The organism is Paenibacillus puldeungensis (assembly GCF_042678945.1).
GTDB classification, from domain to species: domain Bacteria; phylum Bacillota; class Bacilli; order Paenibacillales; family Paenibacillaceae; genus Fontibacillus; species Fontibacillus puldeungensis.
Genome location: NZ_JBHTLM010000006.1, coordinates 82,632 through 101,077, shown reverse-complemented (window position 1 = coordinate 101,077; position 18,446 = coordinate 82,632). Strand labels below are relative to the sequence as shown.

Below are 18,446 nucleotides of genomic sequence, written 5' to 3'. Positions count from 1 at the left end.
AACGGAATGGAAGAATCCGTATTTGAAGCAAGAAATTTAACCAAGAAATATCGGGGAACGCTGGCACTTGATCATATCAATTTTTCATTGCGACGTGGTGAAGTGTATGGTTTTATTGGTGAAAATGGTGCGGGGAAAACCACTACGATCCGCCTTATTACAGGTTTATCGTTTCCGTCAGAGGGAAGCATGTCACTGTTTGGAAAATCCGGTGAAAAAGAACTTCAAAGGCAGCGCGCCCGCATCGGGTGTATGGTGGAAACACCTGCGCTTTACAAAAACATGACAGCTGAACAGAATTTAGAGGCCCAGCGCATTCAACGAGGTATCCCGGATAAAGAATGTATCCGTAAAACATTGAAATTGGTGGGCTTATCAGATACAGGTAAAAAGACCGTGAGACATTTTTCGCTGGGTATGCGCCAGCGGTTAGGAATTGCAATGGCTTTGCTGAACGACCCGGAGTTCTTGATCCTTGATGAACCTATCAATGGCCTTGACCCGTCAGGTATCGTAGAAATCCGGGAACTTATGAAACGGCTCAATCAAGAAAGAGGAATTACGCTTCTAGTGTCCAGTCATATTCTCAGCGAACTATATCAGACGGCCACCCGCTATATTCTGCTGCACAAAGGTCGCGTGCTGGAAGAATTGACTCAAAATGAGCTGGATGAGAAGTGCAAGCGGCATATTGCCATTAAGACAAACGATGCCGCCAGTACAGCTGCCGCGCTGGAAAACACTCTCCATACGACAAACTTTCAAGTCATGCCGGACAATACGGTACGCCTTTATGATCACCTGGACAACATGGAAGATGTAGCACGAGTTCTTTCACAGGCAGGTTTGCTCGTGACTGGCCTCAGTCTTGCCGGGGATAGTCTGGAAGACTACTTCCTGCATAAAATCGGAGGCCGGTAATATGGGCAATTTATTGCACGCAGAAAGGTACAAACTGTTTCACGACAAAATTTTCTGGATAACCCTTGTTGTCATCGTAGCATTTAATATGATTGTAGTTTCAGGCAGCACAATTTTCAGCATGTCCGGACATAACGCACTATCTGAAATCATGAAAAAGGAAATACTTACTATTCTGATATCCTGCATTTACGGGGGGCTCTTTATCGGCGATGATTTTGCGGAACGTACGCTGTATCATGCGCTGATGGCAGGGAAAAGCCGTGTCTCTGTTCTTTTGGCAAAAGCCGGTTCTTTCTTAATCGCGATTGATATCATACTGTTTATTTTTCCCTTATTGCTTGTCATGATCTGTACCGTGAGAAATGGGTGGGGGATTGCGCTTTCTGCAGGTGTGATTTTACATTTTGCAGGGTTGATTGTGGCACTGCTTATACTAGGATTTTCAATCGGAGCTTTATCCCTGTTGGCAGCAGTCTGCTTCCGTGATGTCGGTCGCACCATTGGAATCCCGATTATCCTGAACTTTATCACGATTCTGCTGCTAAATGGCCCATATGCCACTGCGCTTGCACATATTCTCCCGGCTGGGACATTGATTCTTATGGTGAACGGCACAATGTCTCCGGCCAAAGGTATAATTGTAGGATTAATCTGGTCCACATTCCTGTTTATTGCTTCTGCGCTGATTTTCAAGCGCGCGGAGCTTCGCTGAGAGGTGTAAATAATGAGTAATTTGCTAAAACATAGATGGTATGAAATAAGACATAATCCGATATTTTGGATCACACTTGCAGTATGTTGTGCTTTCGCTCTCCTTGTTACGAACTTTACCGGGCTGAAATATTTAACAGATCCCCCCATGGTTGTCGGTATTTCTTATAACATTCAGGGCTTTTTTTCGGCCTTGACCGCAGATATTATTTTCCCTCTGCTGATTATCAGCGGTGCGTTTACGGCAATGATGCTGGGTCAGATGTATTCTGAGCGTACAATTGATCAGGAGATTGCAGCGGGCCACAGCCGAATATCTATATTTGCCAGCCAATGCATAATCGGTTTTGCTGTTCCCAATATTGCCGTTTTCCTGGCAATTTTCTCTGGTTGTCTACGTTGGGTGGGGAGTATTCCGGCGCCTTCCGCAGGTGAAATGCTCCCTTATTTATTCCGAGTTATTATACTTTTACTATTACTGAATTTTTCGCTCTTTTCAGTCTGCACTTTTATTGTGGTACTTTTCAGGGACACGGCCAAAACGATAACCATTTCCGCGTTGTTCCTACTGGTTGCCTGCTGGACAATGCCTGCTTTAGAGCAAGTCGCACCACATGTGCATGGGACGCTTTATACCAATGCCCCATCGCTTTCACTATTACTGCATCCCGCCTTTTTAATGCGATATGTCTTGTATTCGACACTTACTCCATTACAGGGGTTGTGGTCTGCCGGGGTAGCCATCGGCTGGACAGTTTTATTTTTAGGCATTGCTTATTGTGTATTCCGCAGATGTGAACTAAAATAGCACGGAAAGAAGGCGGCAAAAAAATGATTTGGATACTATTTGGTGTATGTATTGTAGCATCCATATTAGGCGTCCGCCTTTTCCGCCTTAAACGGCAGCTTCATGATATAACTTCTCAATTAGATGAACGCACAAGCGAAAAAACAGAAAAAAAGGTTACGGTTGCGTTAATCGACAATGATCTCAATGAACTTGCCACCGCTATTAACCGCAATTTGGATTTGCAGAAAAAACTGCGTATTGATGTACGCAGTAATGATCTTCAACTAAAAGATTCCATTGCAAATCTTAGCCATGACTTGCGAACACCCTTGACTTCAATTTTAGGGTATCTGCAATTGTCACGGAATCCCGAATGTCCGCCTGAAAAGCGTGAGGAATATCTGAATACTGTCAATGATAAAGCACATTCGTTAAAATTCATGATAAACAGTCTGTATGAACTGTCCGTACTGGATGTAAAAGAAACGCCGCTTAGTAAGGAAAAATTAGATTTGAATCTGCTTCTCAGCGACATACTTGCAGATCAATATGAACTGTTTCAGAAACTTGGAATCATCCTTGACATCAATCTCCCCGATCATCCTGTCTGGATAACCGGCGATCGTATTGCTTGCACACGTATCATCCAAAATTTACTGAACAATTCATCCCGTTACGCAAGGGGAAACGTAAGAATCAGGATGGAAGCGTCCGGTTCATATGCGTTTTTGTCCATAAGCAATCCTGCGCCCAATCTAAAACAGGAAGATATTAAGCGCCTATTTGAGCGCTTTTATACAGCGGATAAATCCAGAACCAGCGGTAGTTCTGGATTGGGACTTTATATTGTGAAAACATTATTGAAAAAAATGAACGGTAAAGTAGCCGATGTTTCTTTAGAAGATCACATTCTTAATATTAAAGTAGGATTCCTTTTAGACTTGCACTAATCTGTGTTACATTAGCTTATTACACTTAAGGTTAACGTTTATTGGGCTTTACATTTTTCTAGGTAACCTATTAGGGCGAATTTTAAAGATACTTGCACCTAAATCTTGAAAATTCAGCCTCAGAGCCTTCCCCATAGGCATATAAACCGATAAGTACGCCTGTAAATCCTCCCGCAACCTCAGAGGAAAGGTATCTGGTTTGTGCCGTACCTAAGAGAATGTCCTTCCCGTTTGTGTGAAGGAGGAAGCTATAGCGCTCATTAGTTGCCCGTATGATGAGAGTAGCATGGTTTTCACTTCCTAGGTCTACTTCATGCTCAACGGATTTAATATCCCCGATGTTCAGGCGCTCGATCACTTTATACCCGTTCTCCTCTTTGCGTACTGCTAAATCATAATGATGATTTTCATCCAAATAGAGCGTGATGCCGGCTTCTCCGCTTATAAGCTGTACATCGCAAGAGATTTCCGCGTTGAAGTCCCTTTGGCGAATGCCTATAAATGTCGGGGATTCCGGCATATCCAAAGTCACTTGGGTCCCTTTAAGCTCGGCCTTGCCCGATTCCAAGCGATAATTCTCTGTAACAGGATGACGGAGATAGCACCAGTCTAGATTCCAATCCGTGTTCTCGAAAGTAAAGGTCTTTTTCTCCTGTTGGATGACATGACTCGAGATCCGCTCGGTCTCAAAACTCGTAAGAGTGGTACCTTTATATCCTGCCATAAACCAGCCATCCTCGCCGAAAGTAACCGGTGTCAGGAAAACTTCGCGGCCTAGGTGATGGTAGGTAAGCCATTGGCCGATTTGACGGAAGCCCAGATGGAGCATCCACCAATTTCCTTCGTTATCTTGAATCAAATCGCCATGGCCAACCCCCTGCAGCTCATAACCGCCCAGATTACGATTGGTCAATACCGGGTTGTTTGGATAAGCTTCGAACGGACCGGAGATAGATTCTCCTCTTGCATAAGTGACCATATGGCCATATTCAGTTCCGCCTTCGGCCGCCATGAGGTAATACCGACCATTTATTTTATACATATGAGGGCTTTCCAAATACCGTCCGCCTGTTCCTTGCCAAATCGAACGGCTTGTTGACAGCTTGTCGCCCGTTTCAATGTCAATTTCAGACTGAACGATACCGCCATTCCCGTAATCGTCCTTCCCGTTGCTCATAAAGAAGACTTTTTCGTCTTCAAAATACAAATCGGGATCAATCCCTCCTTGATCCACATAGATCGGTTCAGACCATTCTCCATAAATATCGTCAGTCCATACATAAAAATTCTGATGAGTGGTATCGTTGGTCGTGGTCATGTAGAATCTCCCGTTGTTGTGCCGTATCGTGGGAGCGAATACACCGCCGGAACTCCCCACCTTGCCGAGCTGAATCTGACTCTCTCGGGTCAGACAATGACCGATTTGCTTCCAGTTAATCAGGTCTTTGCTCTCAAAAATCGGAACGCCGGGAAAGTACTGAAAGGAACTGCAGATAAGATAATAGATATCTTCTACTTTGCAAACACTGGGGTCTGGATAAAATCCTTTAATGACCGGGTTATTGAATTTCATACATCCACCTCTTTCATAAATTCACAATTATATAAATCTAATGCGATCAGCTAAGGAAATTAAACACCATTATTAAAAGCGGCGCAACGGATTAGGCTTGATTGTCCATGTTAAATCTTTTAAATTAATATATATGTGATTTCAATAGGTGCAGTCAGGAGATTATGATGATCATCAGAGCGAACGGGGAACCGCAATTTATGCCGTTATACGAAGCGTTGGCTAGCGAAGTTAGATGGAAAATTATGAGTCTCATTGCCGATAACGAGATGAATGTGAAGGATATTGCGGATCAGTTGGAACTTAGCCCTTCTATCGTCACCATGCACATTCGAAAACTCGAACAAGCAGGGCTCATTGGAAGTCACCGAGTACGGCTAGGCGGGGGGACGCACAAAATGTGTTTCCTCAAACAAAAAACCGTCGAGATTCAGCTGCCGTCTGCCGGTCACACTGCGAAGTTCAGAGAACAGAGCATTTCAGTCGGTCATTACACCGCTTTTGAAGTTCATCCTACTTGTGGACTCGGCACGCACGAGAAAGAAATCGGAGTTTGGGACGACCCGCGCTACTTTCTCGATCCCGAGCGGGTTCACGCCGCCATTCTGTGGTTTGGGTGGGGGTATGTAGAATACAAAATGCCTAACTATTTGCTTGCCGATCAAACCGCGGAAGCCGTCGAAATTTCCATGGAGATTGCTTCGGAAGCTCCCGGCCTAAGGGATTATTGGCCTTCGGATATTGAGTTCACATTCAACGGTGTTTCCCTTGGCACATGGACAAGTCCGGCCGATTTCGGAAGAGCTGCACGAGGGAAATATACACCCAAATGGTGGCATCGAAATGTGAATCAGTACGGGTTATTGAAGACGATTCGCATTGATGCATCGGGTACATTTATAGATGGTGAGCCGATGTCGGAGGTGACCCTCGCGGATCTCAAGCTACAGGAACCGTTCTGGACGCTTCATTTCGCGGTTGATGAGCAGGCAGTTAACGTAGGGGGATTGACACTCTATGGTTCCGGATTCGGCAATCACAATCAAGACATTGTAGTCCGCGTGTACCTTAATGATAACTAAAAGCTAAAGTAAAGAGATCTGCCTCATTAACGGGCAGATCTCTTTTAATGGCAGTATTCTTAAAAGAAACGATAGAGGCGTACCCCGTGCGGCGGCACCGTGGCGTGCAGTGTGCCTTCTTTAAGCTCGGCTGGCGCTCCGCTCCAAAGCTCGGTTCCAGCGGCGGTGCTTGTTAGGCCGATCTGTGAAGTGGCCAGGTCCAGCGGCAGCGGGCTCTCGCCAATATTGAAGATGGCGGCGTAGCCGGAGCCTGCGGCGTCTTCGGCCGTCCAGACGATAAGGTCGCCCTTGCGTAGCGCTTCCTTCGCTCCGAAGCTATCCCGGTGCATATGCAGCACCTCGCGGTTAGTCAGCAGCGACAGCGTCCAGTCGTCGCAGTCCCGCAGCTCCCCGCCGAAGATGAGCGGCGAGCGGAAGATGCTCCAGAGCGACATCATTGTCAACTGCTCGTCACGCGTGAACCGGGTCCAACGGTCCGCCCCTCCGCCATCCACAGAGCGAATGCCAATGTGGCCAAGCGGCAGCATGTCACAGTCCGGCCAGCAACCTGCCTGCGGTACGCCTTGCCATGACCGGCAACGGTCGAACATATCCAACAACAGCGGCCACTGGTCCCAGAAGTCGTCCGTGACTCGCCACATGTTGGCATGCTCGGCGAAAAATGCTGAGTATTCCACCGGAGCGGGTCCGGGGGATAGGCTTAGCACCATGGGCCGGCCGCAACGCTCGATCGCTTTGGAGATCAGGGCGATTTCCGGCTGATGTGTATCGTACAGCCTGGAAGCCGCGATGTCGTCCACCTTCACCAGGTCGACGCCCCACTGTGCATACAGTTCAAAGAGAGAATCGTAATAGGCCTGCGCCCCTTCCTTCGAGGCATCCACTCCGTACATATCCGTATTCCATGGACAGATAGAGTTCGTATGCGCAATATCGCGTGCTGTCACGGCTGTACCCAGAATCGGAGTGGCGGCGTGGACAGCCTGTCTCGGAATGCCGCGCATGATATGAATCCCGAATTGTAGTCCCAGGCTGTGTACATAATCGGCTAACGGCTTGAAACCCCGGCCGCTCGCTGCGGAGGGGAACCGGTTTTCAGCAGGTATAAGCCGAGAATATTCATCCATCACAAGCGGAACAAACGGCCGATATTGAGAGGAATTTGCATGGGGCTCGTACCACTGAATATCGACGGTAATGTAGCTCCAGTCGAATGCTTTGAGATGCTTCGCCATGTATTCCGCATTGCCCCGAATCTCGTCTTCCGTTACGGCCGCGCCGTAGCAGTCCCAACTGTTCCAACCGAGCGGCGGTGTAGGCGCTGTAAGCTTATGATCCATTGTAAAGCTCCTTTACTGATTAATTATTGCTCTTGCTAAGTTCATCATAATAAAGGAGATTAGCAATATCTATAGTAATCTTGAAAGCCCAATAGTACAATATTGCGGTTAATCAAAAAACAACTTGCGGTAAGTAAGGCTTTCGCCACCGCTGCGGAATTCTCCCGGCGTGAGCCCAGTCAAGTGGCGGAACGCTTTGATAAAATAACTTCCGCTGGAGTAGCCAATACGCTCGGCAATGGTCTCAATGCTAAGAGCGGTCCCCCGAAGCAGCTCCATGGCCTTCTCGGTGCGGACGCGGGTTAAGTAAGCGCCGGGAGTCAGGCCCGTGCTGGCCGAAAACCGGCGGATCAAGTGGTATTTGGACAGGGAGACATGTTCGGAAAGCTGATCGATACTGATCATACGTGAATAGTTGAGCTCTATAAATTCGGCTGCTCGCCTTACGTTCTCCGGCCAGTTCTCCCTGTCCCGTAGAGTTGTGACCTGCATTCTGGCCAGTTCTGTCACGAATTGATAGACGCAAGACGACGCGATCAGGGGATCGGATATTCTGCCCGCACCCGCATCGACCACAATCATTCGCGCCAGCCGGACTGGTGCAGAGTCTGCGGGCAGATGAGGAACCTCCCCGGCTTCATGGAGGAATTTGCGCCAATGAGGCAGAATAAGATTAGGCCGAAACAGCAGGAACAGGAATTCCCAAGGCTCCTTTGATTCCGGGTGGTAATAATAGCGGTGGGGTCCTGGGATTTCAGCGAGAAAAGCCTGTCCGGCGGTGACACGGTGAGTCCGGTTTCCCGACTCATATACGCCTTCACCGGAGATGGTGTACTGGAACAGCAGGAGAGGTCCATCGGTCCGCTCCAGTCCGTCCCAACAATAAGATGGATCAGTGATAGAATCATAGCCGGCCGCAAACAATACGCACAGCTGGAGCTCCTTATCTTCGGCGAACCGAAAGCCGTAGGTACCTCTAGGGATGTCCATAAATGTCCTCCTTATAGTGAAGATGCCTTATGGTGAGGGTGGTATATAACTAATCATACGACTTAACCCGTATTCTTGCTACGAACTTCATGGACAAAAAGCCGGCGAGTTCTCCAAACGCTATGGCTTCATTTAGTGGACATGATGATGGCAGCGGTACTTTGGAGTGGGAGCGCAAAAAATCGTTCTTCTGGTACAAAAATGTTATTGCTACAAATGGGGAAGAGTTGTAATTTTGCATTAGGAAAATATTGTGAGTTGACTCTCCTAAAAACGCATGGTAATATATATTTCGTTGCTGCGAAATACTGCACCAACGAAAATATGCGGTCGTGGCGGAATTGGCAGACGCGCACGGTTCAGGTCCGTGTGGGCTAACCCCCCGTGGAGGTTCGAGTCCTCTCGACCGCATCCACTTAATCAATGAACAAGCTCCTGAATTTTCCTTTGTGGAAATTCAGGAGCTTTTTGTATATTTGGAATCGTATAACCCTTCTAATGTTTACCTATATGATTCTTTCGATATTTAAGCGGCGATATATCATATTTTTGTTTGAATAATCTAGAAAAATAAGGAACCCAATTATAACCGCAAAGTTCAGCGATTTTTTGTATAGGATAATCTGTTTTAAGTAAGAGATTTTTAGCCTGTTCTAACCTGTATTCTTTCAAGTATTCCATGGGTGTATATCCGTAATATTGTTTTAAGTATTTGGCAAGTGTATTCTCATGCAAATTAAATTTGGCAACTAACGTGTCATTAGTAATATCTTGATTAAAATTTCCACGGATAAATTGTTCAACTTTTTCTGCAATAAGGACGCTTATATCTTTTGCATGATTTTGTCCATCTAAGAGATTTAATAACGAAAAAAAACGTTGCTGAATATCCCAAAATGTTATATTTGTATCTTTTCTAGTTGTACCAACCAGCAAATCTTGTATTTTTTGATAAATGTCATCTGCATCAATAAGTTCACATTTTTTAGAAAGATGAATGGTATGAAATTTATTATGAAAGTGAAGCGACGGAATAGGAATATTTGATTCCAGTTGTTTTGCTTGATTACTTTGTACGTAATTACCAGTGGTGAAAAAGTGAATCCAATAAAATTTTGTTATTTCATCTGTTGGTTTTAACGGATAATGATGCTTATTGGGTAATAAGACGAACATTTCATTTTTTCTAACCGTATAATCTGTACCTTCTTCGCCTAAGTACAAAGCCCCTTCTTTAACGATGATAATATCAAAATATTCCAGGTTCTTTCTGTCAGGATGCAAAGTGCCTATGCCGAACTCAGTTAAGTTTCCTTCGATAAATATGGGAAAAGGTGGAACGGCAATAGATATTATCAAATCATCGTCCATTTAAATGTCCCCCTCCTTTAATTAGCCAAAGTGAAAATGTATAAAAAGACATTGTAATTGTTTATTTAATTATTGGCGTTTTCATTATACTATAGTAAGCGATTACAGTAATCATTTCAATAGATATCAGTGTTCTAGTTGCTTATATAAAACAAAAGGAGGTTACTAGGTGGAGAATCGAAAATTTATGATAGAGTTCTGTCCAAATGGAAATGTATCAAAATTAATCCTGAAGAATGATCCACATAAAATGAATTGGGTTGTCGATGAGAGTTATTTAGAAAAAGTGAATTATGATGATAAGGATAAATTGTTCGGTAACTTTAGTATTTCTATAAACGGAAAAAAGTATAACAGCAATAAAATGGATGGGAAATTAATTCTATCTGAACAATTGGCAACGGTAACATATGTTTGTGATGAGGTGGAGATCCTTTTTAATTATGATTTAAGCCAATCCGCGGATTCCTTATTTTGGACGATTCAATTAATGAATTTTACAAATAGTGAGGTCCACATTTCTGATTTTAGAGTTTGGTCATCATTTGCCTATGTCATGTATCGCATTAACGATTTAAATATTCAAACAAATCATTCAACTGCTGTTTTTCCGTCCATTTCAAAAAGCTTCACAAAATTGGCCTGTATGAGAAGAAGCAATAATGCGCCACACCTGGGGATCTACCAGCTAAGCGGGGAAACTAAATCAGTAGGAACTTATTGTGAATATGAAAATCTATTCTTTGAAAACGTTTCCCCTTCATTGGATGGTATTTTATTTCATCAATTGGTTTTTGCAGGCGGATATCCTGAAGGATTTGCTAACTCCGATTGGATCTATTCAAAAGATGGATTTTTAGTGAAAGCGAATGAAAACAAGATTTGGCAATTTGTACTTGAGGAATATGATGATCAAGAGAATTTCTATCAGGTAGGTAAGAAATATGGACATCCGGTATATAATTTTGAACCGCTTGCCATAACAAATCAGCCATATGATTTCTCTTTTAGTCTTCCTTCCAATATTTCTTTGAGAGATGCTTACGTTGAGTATAGAGATTCAAATGAAGCTTGTAAGAAGCTAAGTATTATGTCATATGTGAAAAAAAATACAAATAATTATCAGGCCACTTTAATTTTCGAAGAACCTGGTGAGCATAAAGTATCCATAGAACTGGATAACGGAAAAATGGATAACGTTATTATTAATGTGATGAAACCTATACAAAGCATTTTCGCCAATAGGGCACAATATATCAGCAATGTACTCTATAGCGGCCCGGAGGGAAACGTACCGTATTCTTATTCCCCAATCTCCAATCAAGGAGAATCGTTGGGAAAACTAAGTTTTGTCTTGAAAAAGAATTTATTGGGTGATAGCCCTGATATTTCTGAGGTGCAGAAGGTAGAGGAAAGTTGTGTTAATTATATTCGGCCTAAATGGTTTGTTAATGGAGATTTTTTAGAGCCTTCCTTCCTCTATGGTGATTTCTATCGATGCATGGATTTCGAATATATAGGTCATGTTTTTTATCTGTTATCGCGGTTTGACCAAAATATATTAAAGTATAACAGCCCTGATACGTATTTAGAGTGGGCAGCTGAAGTATTTAGATTACGTGTAAATCCTGATTTGCATCACACGGTTAGAGGAAAAGAAGAAGCAAAAATGTTGGGGACTTTCTCTTTATATATCAATGGCTTGCTAGATGAAATAAAAGAGCGGGGATTAACTGATAAATATAATGAAATAAATGCATTATGGTCTGACATAGCTGCGAATGTTGCAAAAGACAGTGACGCTTATAAAGCAGCGGTAACAGAACATTTTTATGACAACGCTGGGTTTGGTCCAGCAGCAAGCGCATTAGCGAGTTCCGGTCATATCGAAGCTGCCAAGAAGTACGGAGAATTATTGCTTGCCAATATAGGTTTTTCAAATGATTTTAGAGCACAAAATCCGGATCGCTGGTGGGAATCGCTCTCTTATATGATTCACTCATTGTGGGGAGGGTTAACTTCTGCAGCCACTCTTAAAGTCTACGAGGAATTACATGATACTCGCTATTTAAAGGCAGCTTATAGAGCTACTGTAGGAATTTTATATTGTTATGATACGGACGCAAAAGCTACTGACCAGAGGTTGAATACCGGAGAAGCAGCATCGACATATAGTGTTGCGGGGCCGAACATGAATCGTCCTGATTTATCAAGAAATCGGTTTGGACAATCAACATTTTATAGAGACGGTGGAATCTTTTCGAAGTTGTTCAGCAAAGAAGAAGAAACTTCTGACTGGGATATGGGAGAGGAACTTGCAGCATACCTTGATGGATTTGGCAAAAAAACCTTCTTATATGAAGAAAACAATCAAATAAAAGTAATTAATGGCTGTATTGAACACACAGATCGAGGATTGATCATTCATAGCTACGCTCCTTATCCGACAGAATACCATTTTTACGATGCCGATTCACATTTTATTTCTCAACATGGAGAAATAGAGAGAGAAATTCTTTATACAGAAGGACGCTTTATCAGTTTAAAAAAAGAGCGGGAGGTAAAGTGAAAAATGGAAAATACAGTAAAAGGATTTGAAACCATTAGTGACGGCGATTCAAAGCCATCGAAATTATCATTAAAGCGAATATTAGCTTTCGCTAGTACCGATACAGCAGGTAATTTGCTCTACTGTACCCTAACAAGTTATATCATGTATTTTTATACGGATGTATTCGGAATTTCTGTAGCAGCAACGGGTATGATTTTGCTTATAGCGCGAATTTTCGATGCTCTTGATGCCCCAATTTGGGGGATTGTAATTGATCATACGCGTACAAAATGGGGACAAAGCCGCCCATACTGGTTATGGCTTTCTATTCCTTTTGGCGCTGCCGTTTTTCTGGCCTTTCTTGCTCCAGACATATCTATAAATGCAAAAACGATTTATGCATTAGTAACCTATGTTTTAGCGGGTATTATCTACACGGGGATTAGTGCTTCAATGTCGTCCGCACTTCCAAATCTGACATACGATTCTGATGAAAGAGTCCGTTTAAATTCTTGGAGAAGCAATGGGGGAATGATAGGGTATTTAATTACTGCTTCGTTTACACTTCCCTTGGTTGACTTCTTTGGAAATGGAAACGATAAACTGGGATTTAGTATTACTGTAGGAATTTTTGCAGTTGCAGCTATCCTGCTCCTTCTTTTCGCTTTCAGCGGAACAAAAGAAATTGGTATTACACAGAAAGCTAAATCAATTTCTATTCGTGAAAGTTTTCGTGCTATTAAAGGGAATTGGCCATGGATTACATTAGTTTTAGTATTCATTTTATATTGGTTAGGAAACACGGCCAGAGCGTCGACAGTAATTTATTATAGTGAGTATAATTTGGGACATAAAAATTTAGCCTCTATCTTAAATGGTCTTGTGGTTGTCCAAATGGTTTCTATAACATTGCTCCCTTATCTAGTTAAACGCTTTATTAAGTCCCATACGCAAATTATTGGATTGTCATTGGCAGCCTTGGGTCAAATCATTATTGGGATTGCTGGAAGTAACATCACGATGATTATTATTGGCTGGACAATAGCTTCACTAGGTACGGGTATAGCAGTTACTTTGCCTTTTGCAATGCTTTCGGATACAGTCGACTATGGCGAGTGGAAGAGTGGTATTAGAGCCAGCGGATTTTTGACAGCAGTTGGAATCTCATTCTGTATTAAGTTGGGTGCGGGATTAGGCAGCTTTATTCCTTCAATCATCTTAGATTCTGCAGGTTACGTGGCAAATGCGACACAGACGCCTGAATCATTGGCAGCAATTAAGTTTTGCTTTACTTGGCTACCGGCAATTTTCTTTGCGATAGGAGCTATTATTATGTTGAAATATGTAAAATATGAGAAAAATGAAAGCAAGATTAGACAGGAATTAGAGGCAAGATTGGAAACGAACGATTAATTTTTGCAAAAATAGCTTCAAGCAATTTATTATGTTGCTTGAAGCTATTTTTTATGACAAGTTTTGGGTTTTGAGAAATTTGCAGGTTCCAAACCATTGACCGGAGACGAAGATATGTATAAAGATTCCATATGGGCAAAAGAAATTATTGCAAAGCAAAACCGTGAGGGCTCGTGGGGATATTTTCATACACTTAGTGCGCCGAACAAGTCCCCCATAACGACGGAACAAGCTTTGCGGAGGTTGCAAATTCTTGGATATACTATAGATGACGAGCCGATACAAAAAGCCGTATCTTACATGAGCGATTGTCTTGCGGGGAAAAAGCAGATGCCGGACAGGCGGGAGAAGTTGCACAACTGGGGCATATTCACTGATACCGATAGAGGCGTACCCCGTGCGGCGGCACAGTGACCCGCAGCGCGCCTGCCGTAAGCTCGGCTGGTCCGATTGAATAAAGCCAGAGAACTGCTGCGAACCACAGCAAATACCGTTACAGAAATTGCAGCAACGGTCGGCTTTGAGAATGTCGGAGATTTTGATTTGAATCATAAAATCTTACTTGTAGATGATGAAAAAGGTATTGTTACAATGGGATGAGCATTGTGGATTCCATAGAAACGGTTGAGGTGTATTCGATGGGAAGTATTATCGGCGTGTCGAGCCGCCAGGATCACGAGCCTGATTCAAAGTGAATATTTGCTGAAGTCACGGCTTAAAATCCCACTGCTGTTCATGCATGATGCGATACACGGATACAGGAATGGGTATGCTATAATATAGCATTGAATTAATAGGAAACGGAGTGTAGTGATTCCATAATGATAAAGCATCTGCTTCTCGCTGACGATAATGCAAATATAAGACAGCTCGTTCGATATGCTATGACAAAGGAAGGCTATCAGGTGCATGAAGCGCAGGATGGCCTGGAAGCGGTCAAATTGATGGAACGAGAATCTATAGATCTGGCGATTATAGATATTATGATGCCTGGAATGGACGGTTTCGATCTGTGCGATTATATTAGGACGAATTACGATATACCGATTATTTTGCTCACTGCCCTTGATCAACTTTCAGACAAGGAGAAAGGCTATATGCGCGGGACGGATGATTATGTAACGAAGCCATTTGATCCGGAAGAGCTGGTTTTCAGGGTCAAAGCGCTGTTTCGTCGCTACACTCGAACTTCCAGCGATACCATTCGGATGAATCGTATTGTTATTGACCGGAAAAATATAGAGGTTTCCGATGGTCAATCCGTTCTTTTTTTGCCGATGAAAGAATTTGAATTGCTCTCACAACTTGCACAGTACCCAGGTCGGCTGTTCTCCCGCGATGAACTGATTCAACTCGTCTGGGGAGCAGATTACGAGGGTGATGACCGTACTGTCGATGTCCATATTAAGCGGCTTCGCCAACGTTTTGCTGATTATACGGATGATTTCACCATTCAGACGGTTCGAGGCATCGGTTACAAGATTGAGGTGAACGCGCTGTGAAATCATTGTACTTCCGAGTCTTTTTCATTACGGTAGCAGCTATCTTGATTAGCAGCTTGCTGGGATTTTTATTATCGAATACCTACTATCATGTGAAATTGAAGCCCTACAATGATAAGAAGCTGGTAGTCATTGCGGAGCAAATGAAACAATATGTTGAGAAGGTACCTTCCAGCATGGATCAATATCTGCAAAATGCAGCGGCGCTTGGTTATGAAATTTATTTGACGGATGGTCAAGGAAATGATCGATTCTATGGACGCGAATTCCGCGTGCAGGATTTGGACCAAAAATCCAGAGATTCGGTGCTTGGGGGGAAAGTGTATCACGGTGTCGCTCAGTTTCCAAACACACTGTTTATCACCGGCTTTTTCGATAATCGGTTACGTAATACCGTCGGAGTACCCGTCCAGATTGGTAATCAAAAATATGCCTTATTTATGCGCCCTGATGTGATTTTACAGTTTGGTGAATTGCGTACGTTCTTTGCATTAATAGGTCTGCTTACTGTTGTAATGAGTATCATACTATTTTTAGTTAGCACCAGATATTTAGTTAAGCCGATTACACGCCTGTCTGATGCGACAAAACAGATTGCCCAAGGCAACTTTAATCTTAGATTACCGACCAGTAGACGTGATGAAATCGGGCAATTGGCCGGACACTTCATGATTATGAGTCGTGAATTAGAGAGAGTCGACCAATCACGTCAACAATTTGTGTCGAATGTATCGCATGAGATTCAATCTCCACTTACTTCAATTCAAGGGTTCGCAAAGGTGCTGGCCGAACGTGACCTCTCCCAAGAAGATCGTGAGCACTACTCCTCCATTATCGAAGAAGAAAGCCGCCATCTCTCATTGCTTGGCAAACAACTTCTTTTGCTCTCAACCCTGGAGCAAGGACAAGAGGCTTTAAACAAAGTAACTTTCTCACTTCAGAGTCAAATTCGCCAAGCGGTTCGAGTACTACAATGGCAATTAGAAGAAAAGGAGCTATTGCTTAAAATCTCTGTGCCCGAATCGATTAAGATTCACGGGGATGAGGTATTGCTCATGCAAGTGTGGATGAACCTGCTTAGCAATGCGGTGAATCATATTCCTATTGGGAGAACCATTGAGATCCGTGCAGAGGAAACGAACTCTCATCATATGATTTATATTCGGGATACAGGAAACGGAATTGCTCCCGAACATCTACCATTTATATTTGATCGGTTTTACCGAGTAGACACTGCCCGAAAACATTCTTCCGGTCGAACAGGACTTGGACTGGCTATTGTTAAGAAAATAGTCCAAGTCCATGGAGGTCACATCGAAGTGGTTAGTTCGAATGACGGAACACTTTTTACGGTGGCACTACCTCGTATGTAACATGTTGTTCATTTGCCGTTCATTTTCATTTCCTATACTTTGGTCATAACTAAAGGAGGGAAACATAATGTTTTTAGCTATTCGAGAAATGAGGTTTGCTAAGGGGCGGTATTTATTAATCGCTACAATTATGGTGCTTGTAGCATTTCTTGTTTTATTTGTAACGGGTCTTGCGCAAGGACTTGCGTATGATAACGCGGCATCCATTAAGAATATGGCTGCAACTCATTTTATTTTGGAACAAGATTCTAATCACCGTTTCACTCGGTCTCAGGTTGATCAAAATCAGCTTCAAAAAGCTGCCGCAATTGTAGGAGAAGAGAACGCAGAGCCGCTTGGGGTGAAAATGGCAACAGTCATTCCATCTGGAGAAAAAGAGAAGATTGATGTCACTTTGCTTGCCGTTCAATCAAAAGGTTGGATGGCACCAAAAGTCACAAATGGCTCGTCCATCTCGGAGCAGACAAAAGGTCATGTTCTCGTTGATGACAAAATGGCTGATCATGGTGTAAAAATCGGCACAATCATTGAGGATCAAGCTTCAGGAACAAAATGGACCGTAAACGGGTTTGTGAAAAACGAGTCTTTCAGTCATACACCAGTTGTATTCTTAAATAAGCAGGACTGGTCTGATCTTCAAGCGCAGGCACGAATTCGTCAAGGAATTGAACCAGCAAACAGCACAGTATATAATGCGATCGCTATTAAAGACTCGAAGGAAAAAGTTAAGGATATTCAGGCCGCATTGCCTAATACAGAAGTTATTACGAAATCTGAGGCTGTTTCAGCGATTCCCGGGTACAAGGAAGAGCAAGGCTCGCTAATGATGATGATCGTATTTTTGTTTGTCATCTCTGCATTTGTACTAGCCGTATTCTTTTATGTCATCACGATCCAGAAAACTAGTCAATTTGGTATTCTGAAGGCTATTGGCACACGTACTGCTTATTTAACTAGAAGTGTGGCCATGCAGGTCTTGGTGTTATCGGTCGGCAGTTTGGTGATCAGCGTCCTGTTGGTTCAGCTTTTTGAGGCTGTATTACCAAGTTCAATGCCCTTTCAATTAGGATTCTTCACGTTGCTGCTTACTTGTTTGTCCTTTATAGCAATGTCTCTGGCCGGCTCTCTAGTTTCAGTTTTGAAGGTCGCCAAAATTGATGCCTTGGATGCGATTGGGAGGGTAGCAGCATGAGAAACAGACTTGAAATACAGGAAATTACACGGACTTTTGAAGATGGCGGTATAGAAAGAAAGATTTTAGATAAGTTAAACCTTGAGGTGGCAGAAGGCGAACTGGTTGCTGTTATGGGCCCGTCAGGTTCAGGCAAAAGCACATTTCTGTCCATAGCAGGTGCGCTTCTTGAACCAACGAGCGGGGATGTTTTACTCGATGGGGGGTCTATCATCGGCAAAAATAAGCAAGAGCTTTCTGAACTGAGACTTCGAAAAATTGGATTCATATTTCAAAGCGCCAATTTAATCCCCTACTTGAAAGTAGAAGAACAACTGGTGCTGGTAGCCAAGCTAGCCGGCATGAATAAGACAGAGGCAGCCAAACGGGCAAAAGAGCTGCTCGATAAAATGGGATTGTCTCATCGACTAACCGCATATCCTCAGAAGCTTTCAGGGGGTGAGCGGCAGCGGGTCGCTATCGCAAGAGCCCTGATGAATGACCCAGCTGTCCTTTTCGCAGATGAACCAACGGCAAGCTTAGATGCATCACGAGGGTTCGATGTAGTAAGTATGATCGCGAAGCAAGTAAAACATCAGCAAAAGAGCGGAGTTATTGTTACGCATGATGACCGCGTGCTGTCGCTTTGTGATCGCGTGCTTTTCCTTGAGGGTGGAAAGCTGGTCCAAAAATAAGGGAGTGGTA

Annotated in this window: 17 protein-coding genes, 1 tRNA gene and 1 pseudogene; 15 read left to right on the top strand and 4 right to left on the bottom strand. The window is 43.3% G+C overall.

Translation table 11 applies throughout. From position 1 onward, the window contains the following. Positions 1-6: 6 nt before the first annotated feature. The 4 genes from ACFQ3W_RS10420 to ACFQ3W_RS10405 are packed head-to-tail and all read left to right on the top strand — an operon-like array spanning position 7 to position 3,375. Positions 7-921 carry an ABC transporter ATP-binding protein gene (locus tag ACFQ3W_RS10420; RefSeq protein WP_379319165.1) on the top strand — a complete coding sequence of 305 codons (915 nt, stop codon included), beginning with the start codon at positions 7-9 and terminating at the stop codon, positions 919-921. Position 922: 1 nt separating this feature from the next. Then, positions 923-1,636: a hypothetical protein gene (locus ACFQ3W_RS10415; protein WP_379319164.1), complete on the top strand. Its 714-nt coding sequence runs from the start codon at positions 923-925 to the stop codon at positions 1,634-1,636. A 12-nt stretch (positions 1,637-1,648) separates the two neighbouring features. Beyond that, positions 1,649-2,443, top strand: a complete 795-nt coding sequence (locus tag ACFQ3W_RS10410) for an ABC transporter permease subunit (RefSeq protein ID WP_379319163.1) — start codon at positions 1,649-1,651, stop codon at positions 2,441-2,443. 23 nt (positions 2,444-2,466) lie between these two features. Then, on the top strand, positions 2,467-3,375 hold the full coding sequence (locus ACFQ3W_RS10405) for a sensor histidine kinase (protein WP_379319162.1): 909 nt from the start codon (positions 2,467-2,469) through the stop codon (positions 3,373-3,375). A gap of 82 nt (positions 3,376-3,457) precedes the next feature. On the opposite strand, the gene ACFQ3W_RS10400 is transcribed toward ACFQ3W_RS10405, so the two are convergent. Further along, positions 3,458-4,948 carry a glycoside hydrolase family 43 protein gene (locus ACFQ3W_RS10400; protein WP_379319161.1) on the bottom strand — a complete coding sequence of 497 codons (1,491 nt, stop codon included), beginning with the start codon at positions 4,946-4,948 and terminating at the stop codon, positions 3,458-3,460. 167 nt (positions 4,949-5,115) lie between these two features. Here ACFQ3W_RS10400 and ACFQ3W_RS10395 point away from each other — a divergent pair, with 167 nt between their 5' ends. Next, positions 5,116-6,030 (top strand): ArsR/SmtB family transcription factor, encoded by a 915-nt coding sequence (locus ACFQ3W_RS10395; RefSeq protein ID WP_379319330.1) that lies wholly within the window; start codon positions 5,116-5,118, stop codon positions 6,028-6,030. 59 nt (positions 6,031-6,089) lie between these two features. Here ACFQ3W_RS10395 and ACFQ3W_RS10390 read toward each other — a convergent pair whose 3' ends face one another. Next, the gene (locus tag ACFQ3W_RS10390) at positions 6,090-7,370 is read right to left on the bottom strand and encodes a glycoside hydrolase family 27 protein (RefSeq protein ID WP_379319160.1); all 1,281 of its coding nucleotides are present in this window, start codon (positions 7,368-7,370) and stop codon (positions 6,090-6,092) included. Between the two features lie 108 nt (positions 7,371-7,478). After that, complete coding sequence (locus ACFQ3W_RS10385) at positions 7,479-8,360, bottom strand: helix-turn-helix domain-containing protein (protein WP_379319159.1); 882 nt, start codon at positions 8,358-8,360, stop codon at positions 7,479-7,481. A 112-nt stretch (positions 8,361-8,472) separates the two neighbouring features. On the opposite strand from ACFQ3W_RS10385, the pseudogene ACFQ3W_RS10380 reads away from it, so the two are divergent. Further along, positions 8,473-8,593: pseudogene (locus tag ACFQ3W_RS10380) on the top strand (family 1 glycosylhydrolase); the annotation flags it as partial. A 93-nt stretch (positions 8,594-8,686) separates the two neighbouring features. After that, positions 8,687-8,771: transfer RNA gene (locus tag ACFQ3W_RS10375), tRNA-Leu, on the top strand. An 84-nt stretch (positions 8,772-8,855) separates the two neighbouring features. Here ACFQ3W_RS10375 and ACFQ3W_RS10370 read toward each other — a convergent pair. Next, positions 8,856-9,731 (bottom strand): helix-turn-helix transcriptional regulator, encoded by an 876-nt coding sequence (locus ACFQ3W_RS10370; protein WP_379319158.1) that lies wholly within the window; start codon positions 9,729-9,731, stop codon positions 8,856-8,858. Positions 9,732-9,900: 169 nt separating this feature from the next. Here ACFQ3W_RS10370 and ACFQ3W_RS10365 point away from each other — a divergent pair, with 169 nt between their 5' ends. From ACFQ3W_RS10365 to ACFQ3W_RS10330, 8 genes are all read left to right on the top strand, one after another. Further along, a complete protein-coding gene (locus ACFQ3W_RS10365) occupies positions 9,901-12,300 on the top strand; it encodes a hypothetical protein (protein ID WP_379319157.1) in 2,400 nt (799 codons plus the stop codon). 3 nt (positions 12,301-12,303) lie between these two features. Further along, positions 12,304-13,695, top strand: a complete 1,392-nt coding sequence (locus tag ACFQ3W_RS10360; RefSeq protein WP_379319156.1) for a glycoside-pentoside-hexuronide (GPH):cation symporter — start codon at positions 12,304-12,306, stop codon at positions 13,693-13,695. Positions 13,696-13,809: 114 nt separating this feature from the next. Further along, positions 13,810-14,109, top strand: a complete 300-nt coding sequence (locus ACFQ3W_RS10355; protein WP_379319155.1) for a hypothetical protein — start codon at positions 13,810-13,812, stop codon at positions 14,107-14,109. Between the two features lie 36 nt (positions 14,110-14,145). After that, entirely contained in the window at positions 14,146-14,295 is a 150-nt protein-coding gene (locus tag ACFQ3W_RS10350; RefSeq protein WP_379319154.1) for a hypothetical protein, read from the top strand. Between the two features lie 221 nt (positions 14,296-14,516). After that, positions 14,517-15,197: a response regulator transcription factor gene (locus ACFQ3W_RS10345; protein ID WP_379319153.1), complete on the top strand. Its 681-nt coding sequence runs from the start codon at positions 14,517-14,519 to the stop codon at positions 15,195-15,197. Beyond that, complete coding sequence (locus ACFQ3W_RS10340) at positions 15,194-16,570, top strand: sensor histidine kinase (protein ID WP_379319152.1); 1,377 nt, start codon at positions 15,194-15,196, stop codon at positions 16,568-16,570. The genes ACFQ3W_RS10345 and ACFQ3W_RS10340 overlap by 4 nt, the downstream gene beginning before the upstream one ends. A 67-nt stretch (positions 16,571-16,637) precedes the next feature. Beyond that, positions 16,638-17,762: an ABC transporter permease gene (locus tag ACFQ3W_RS10335; RefSeq protein ID WP_379319151.1), complete on the top strand. Its 1,125-nt coding sequence runs from the start codon at positions 16,638-16,640 to the stop codon at positions 17,760-17,762. Further along, positions 17,759-18,436: an ABC transporter ATP-binding protein gene (locus ACFQ3W_RS10330; protein WP_379319150.1), complete on the top strand. Its 678-nt coding sequence runs from the start codon at positions 17,759-17,761 to the stop codon at positions 18,434-18,436. The genes ACFQ3W_RS10335 and ACFQ3W_RS10330 overlap by 4 nt, the downstream gene beginning before the upstream one ends. Positions 18,437-18,446 lie beyond the last annotated feature (10 nt).

Bases quoted from the DNA above. Each gene is read 5' to 3' on its own strand.
- ACFQ3W_RS10420 (WP_379319165.1), top strand. From the start codon at position 7: ATGGAAGAATCCGTATTTGAAGCAAGAAATTTAACCAAGAAATATCGG.
- ACFQ3W_RS10415 (WP_379319164.1), top strand. From the start codon at position 923: ATGGGCAATTTATTGCACGCAGAAAGGTACAAACTGTTTCACGACAAA.
- ACFQ3W_RS10410 (WP_379319163.1), top strand. From the start codon at position 1,649: ATGAGTAATTTGCTAAAACATAGATGGTATGAAATAAGACATAATCCG.
- ACFQ3W_RS10405 (WP_379319162.1), top strand. From the start codon at position 2,467: ATGATTTGGATACTATTTGGTGTATGTATTGTAGCATCCATATTAGGC.
- ACFQ3W_RS10400 (WP_379319161.1), bottom strand. From the start codon at position 4,948: ATGAAATTCAATAACCCGGTCATTAAAGGATTTTATCCAGACCCCAGT.
- ACFQ3W_RS10395 (WP_379319330.1), top strand. From the start codon at position 5,116: ATGATCATCAGAGCGAACGGGGAACCGCAATTTATGCCGTTATACGAA.
- ACFQ3W_RS10390 (WP_379319160.1), bottom strand. From the start codon at position 7,370: ATGGATCATAAGCTTACAGCGCCTACACCGCCGCTCGGTTGGAACAGT.
- ACFQ3W_RS10385 (WP_379319159.1), bottom strand. From the start codon at position 8,360: ATGGACATCCCTAGAGGTACCTACGGCTTTCGGTTCGCCGAAGATAAG.
- ACFQ3W_RS10370 (WP_379319158.1), bottom strand. From the start codon at position 9,731: ATGGACGATGATTTGATAATATCTATTGCCGTTCCACCTTTTCCCATA.
- ACFQ3W_RS10360 (WP_379319156.1), top strand. From the start codon at position 12,304: ATGGAAAATACAGTAAAAGGATTTGAAACCATTAGTGACGGCGATTCA.
- ACFQ3W_RS10355 (WP_379319155.1), top strand. From the start codon at position 13,810: ATGTATAAAGATTCCATATGGGCAAAAGAAATTATTGCAAAGCAAAAC.
- ACFQ3W_RS10345 (WP_379319153.1), top strand. From the start codon at position 14,517: ATGATAAAGCATCTGCTTCTCGCTGACGATAATGCAAATATAAGACAG.
- ACFQ3W_RS10335 (WP_379319151.1), top strand. From the start codon at position 16,638: ATGTTTTTAGCTATTCGAGAAATGAGGTTTGCTAAGGGGCGGTATTTA.
- ACFQ3W_RS10330 (WP_379319150.1), top strand. From the start codon at position 17,759: ATGAGAAACAGACTTGAAATACAGGAAATTACACGGACTTTTGAAGAT.